This window comes from Streptomyces atriruber, from assembly GCF_001418325.1.
In the GTDB taxonomy this organism is placed as follows: domain Bacteria; phylum Actinomycetota; class Actinomycetes; order Streptomycetales; family Streptomycetaceae; genus Streptomyces; species Streptomyces atriruber.
On sequence record NZ_LIPN01000133.1, the window covers coordinates 1 to 4,263 of the forward strand.

At 69.2% G+C, this 4,263-nt stretch carries 3 protein-coding genes and 1 pseudogene; 3 read left to right on the forward strand and 1 reads right to left on the reverse strand.

The window, feature by feature from the left end:
- Positions 1-151: 151 nt before the first annotated feature.
- Complete coding sequence (locus AOK03_RS15670) at positions 152-904, reverse strand: 3-hydroxybutyrate dehydrogenase (RefSeq protein ID WP_055565873.1); 753 nt, start codon at positions 902-904, stop codon at positions 152-154.
- 814 nt (positions 905-1,718) lie between these two features.
- Here AOK03_RS15670 and AOK03_RS15675 point away from each other — a divergent pair.
- From AOK03_RS15675 to AOK03_RS15685, 3 genes and pseudogenes are all read left to right on the forward strand, one after another.
- Positions 1,719-2,444 carry a Clp protease N-terminal domain-containing protein gene (locus AOK03_RS15675; RefSeq protein WP_055565874.1) on the forward strand — a complete coding sequence of 242 codons (726 nt, stop codon included), beginning with the start codon at positions 1,719-1,721 and terminating at the stop codon, positions 2,442-2,444.
- A gap of 374 nt (positions 2,445-2,818) precedes the next feature.
- A complete protein-coding gene (locus AOK03_RS15680; RefSeq protein WP_079074743.1) occupies positions 2,819-3,991 on the forward strand; it encodes a radical SAM protein in 1,173 nt (390 codons plus the stop codon).
- 7 nt (positions 3,992-3,998) lie between these two features.
- Positions 3,999-4,263: pseudogene (locus AOK03_RS15685) on the forward strand (DegT/DnrJ/EryC1/StrS aminotransferase); the annotation flags it as partial.

Genomic DNA, 4,263 nt, shown 5'->3' on the forward strand with positions numbered 1-4,263 from the left:
AGATGTGTATAAGGGGGCGAGTGGGACGTACGGCCTCGTGGCCGGGGGCTTCTTGGGAGCGATGAGCCGGTGGTTCCGTCGTTCAACCACTTGGCCGGTTGGGTGAACCCAGGGTTTTCCTCGGGGAGTGCGGGGGTGCTCAGCGGGGTGTTCAGCTCGCTGCCCAGCCGCCGTCCACGGGCAGGGAGGCGCCGGTGATGTAGCCGGTGCGGGGTCCGCAGAGCCAGCGGGCGACGGCGGCGACCTCCGCGGGTTCGATCAGCCGCTTGATCGCGGAGCGGTCGAGCAGGACGTCCGAGACGACGTCCTGCGGTGCGATGCCGTGCACGGCCGCCTGGTCGGCGATCTGCCCCTCGACCAGCGGGGTGCGGACATAGCCGGGGTTGACGCAGTTGCTGGTCACGCCGTGCGCGGCGCCCTCCAGCGCGGCGACCTTGCTGAGCCCCTCCAGGCCGTGCTTGGCGGCGACGTACGCGGACTTGAAGGGGCTGGCCCGCAGCCCGTGCACGCTGGAGATGTTGACCACCCGGCCCCACTCCTGGCCGTACATGTGCGGCAGGCAGTGCTTGAGCAGCAGGAAGGGCGCGGTGACCATCAGCCGCTGGATCAGCTCGAAGCGGTGGGGGTCGAACTCATGGATGGGGGCGACGTGTTGGGTACCCGCGCTGTTGACCAGGATGTCGACGGCGGCGGGCAGGCCGGGGATCGCGCCCGCGTCGGTGAGGTCCACGGCGTGCGGGACACCGCCGACGGCGTCGGCCACCGCCTTGGCCGACTCGGCGTCGACGTCGACGACGTGGACCAGGGCGCCGGCGGCGGCGAACGCCTCGGCGCAGGCCCGCCCGATCCCGCTCCCGCCACCGGTCACCAGGGCGGCCCGGCCGGTGAAGATTTCGCTCGTCATGCACGGAACGCTAAAGAAGCGGGGGCGGGTCCTCCCATGGTCGCGGCCACCACAGTGCGGGGCCCTGGTGTGTGGGCGGACGCCGCACGGAGCGGCCGCCGCCCCAGGGGCGCCGCGTATGTGGCGGAGGTTTGCCCGTACCGCCTGGCTACCGCGGCCGTTGGAGCGGCACGTCGACTCGCGGGTTGACGAGGACGAGTCCTCCCGAGAAGTACGTTCTGTCCGAGCGCCCCGGCCGGAGAAGACGCCGCAGGAACAGACGGGGGGACGAGACATGCGACCGCACGAGCGACCGCACCTCGCGGCAAGGGCACTCCTCGTCCTGACCGTCGTCGCCGGGCTCGCCGCCGCAACCCCGGCGGGCGCGAGCTCGGGCTCGGCGTCGGCCGCCCCGGACCCGAAGCCCGCGGCGAGCACCGGGGCCGTCGCCCCGCTCTCGCAGGACAACCTCGGCCTCGACGCCACGGAGGCCAAGAAGGTGCTGAGGCGGCTCGCGGCCCACTGGCAGTACACGGGCCCCGTCGACGGACGGCTCGGCAACGGCAGTTGGGCGGCGTTCCAGCGCTGCCTCAGGGCGCACTGGAACTACACCGGCCCGATCCACGGAGACCTCGACCTCGCCACACTGAAGTCGCTGCACGGCATACTGCAGGCCGACCGAGGCCTCACCGGCCCGCTCGACGGACACGTCGGCCCCGCGTTCACCGCCGCGTTCAAGCGGTTCGCCAACGGCATCCGGACCGCCGGGAACATGCCGCGCCGAGGTGACAACCATGGGTTGACGCCCTGTCAACTGTCAACCTACGGTTGTCACATGACGCACCCCTCCGACGCCACGCCGCCTCCCCCGGTCCGTCTCGACGACCTCATCGACGCCATCAAGAAGGTCCACACGGACACCCTCGACCAGCTCTCCGACGCCGTGATCGCCGCCGATCACCTCGGGGACGTCGCGGACCACCTCATCGGCCATTTCGTCGACCAGGCGCGCCGCTCCGGCGCCTCCTGGACCGACATCGGCCGGAGCATGGGCGTCACCCGCCAGGCCGCCCAGAAGCGGTTCGTCCCGAAGAAGCAGGGCGAGCCGTTGGACCTCGACCCGGGCCAGGGGTTCAGCCGCTTCACCGAGCGGACGAAGAACACCCTGATGGCCGCGCACAACGAGGCCAAGTCCGCCGAGCACGACGAGGTCCACACCGGACACCTGATCCTCGGCCTGCTCAGCGAGCCCGACGCACTGGCCGCCCGGACGATCGTCGCGCAGGGCATCTCCCTGGCGGACGTCCGCCACGCGGCCGTCGAGTCGCTGCCCGCGACGGCCGCCGAGGTGCCTCCGCTCGTTCCGTACTCCGTCGACTCGCGCAAGGTGCTGGAGCTGACGTTCCGCGAAGCCCTTCGGCTCGGGCACAACTACATCGGCACGGAGCACCTGTTGCTGGCCCTCCTGGAGCACGAGGACGGCACCGGCCCCCTCACGGACATCGGCATCGACAAGACCACGGCGACCACCTCCATCACCGAGGCCCTTCGGTCACTCTGATCCCGTACTCGACCGATTTCGCCCTCTTGACGCCCAACACACGCAGGCACTAAAGGCGTTCGGCGTCCGTTGCACCCGCTGCGCACACAGCCCCACCGCCCCGCGCACCGACGCCGAGCTCGCGGCGTTCTTCCGCCGCGACACGGACCCGCTGGCGCAGCTCGGGACGGGCCACGGGGTCCTCGGCTACCACGCCGGACCCCCTTCGAACAGACCGGCATCCCTGATTCCGCCATAAAATCCGCACTTGTCTAGACCCATTGACAGCCTTTGTGGCGCTCCCTAATGTCCCCAACACGCCAGGAGAACGAGACCGCACATCGATCATGCGTGGGGGGTTCGTGAACAGCACACCCGGTTCCGGCGACATTCAAATGGCAGCTCCCCAAAACCGTGAAGGGCTGCCCATCGTCAGCCTCGATCAGGCCCACTCACCACAGAAGGTGCTGGCCCACGGCGAATTGCTGCGCCGCTTCGTGGCGGGCCAGGAGATCAAGCCCGTACACATGCGGATCGGCATCATGGGCGCCTGCAATATGCGTTGCAATTTCTGCAACTTCCACTCGCCCAACGAAGAGCAGTTCTACGACCTGTTCTCCTTCAAGGACTCGATCGCCACCGACAAGGCGGTCACGCTGCTCCGCGAGTTCGCCGCGAACGACGGCAGGGCCGTGACGTTCTGCGGCAGCGGCGAGTGCACGATCCACCCCGGCTACGCGGACATCTGCCGGGCCGGGCACGCGGCAGGGCTGCGCATCGGACTCATCACCAACGGCTCCCGCCTCGGCCGCCCGAAGGTCGCCGACTGCGTCGCCGAGACCCACACCTGGGTCCGGATCGGCCTGAACGCCGGCACGGAGACCACCTTCGACGACATCACACGGGACCGCGAGCAGACCTTCTCGAAGTTCATCGGGTCGGTCGGCAAGCTCCGGGAGAGCGCCGTCGACCCCGACTTCCGCATCGGCTTCAACTACGTGATCACCCTGCAGAACTACCGGGAGATCCTGGAAGCGGCCCGCATCGCCCACGAGTCCGGCGCACACTATGTGCGTTTCGAACCCGAGTTCTACAGCGCAATGGGCCACGAAACCATCGAATCCGTGATGCCGGAGATCTCCGAATCCCTCACCCGCGCCGCCGAGCTCTCCACGGACGCCTTCGAGGTATCGGTCCCGAAACTGGACCGCGGCCCGATGGACCAGGTCGAAGAGGTGGAGGGCGACTTCGAGCACTGCCACTACAGCCGATTTGTCACCGCCGTCGGCGCCGACGGAAATCTCTACCCGTGCCCGCAGGTGCACCTCAACAGCCGCTATCTGATCGGCAACGTCGTCGAACAGGGATATGCGGACGTCCTGGACGGCGGCCCGCGCGCCGAATGGGAAGCGTCCAACCCCCGCAGGACGGACCTCTGCAAGTCGTGTTTCTACCGCCCTCAGAACGAGCTCCTCGAACTGCTCAAACGCGGTCAGATCAAACTCGACGAGGCCCTGGACTCATACGCGCTGGAAGTGCCGAGCACGCTGCACGGCGACTTCGTCTGAGCCGCGCATGCAACTACGTCACCTCCGCGGGCTCCTCGCCATGGAACCGGCCCTGCGGCACGCCAAGAGCGCCGAGGAGCATGCCGAGCGGGCCCGCCGGGTGCGCGCCGTCGTCGAGCGGCTGGCCCGTGTCCAACGGGCCCCGCTCGTCACCGCCGACAGCACCCCGTCGGTGCGCGACGGCCTGCACCACGAGCGGCTGCTCCTCGAATCCCCCGTACGCGGCACCTTCCACGGCACCCTCCTCGCCCCGCAGGACGCGGCGCCCGGCC

Excerpts from the sequence above, each read along its gene's own strand:
- AOK03_RS15670 (WP_055565873.1), bottom strand. The coding sequence starts at position 904 with ATGACGAGCGAAATCTTCACCGGCCGGGCCGCCCTGGTGACCGGTGGC.
- AOK03_RS15675 (WP_055565874.1), top strand. The coding sequence starts at position 1,719 with ATGACGCACCCCTCCGACGCCACGCCGCCTCCCCCGGTCCGTCTCGAC.
- AOK03_RS15680 (WP_079074743.1), top strand. The coding sequence starts at position 2,819 with ATGGCAGCTCCCCAAAACCGTGAAGGGCTGCCCATCGTCAGCCTCGAT.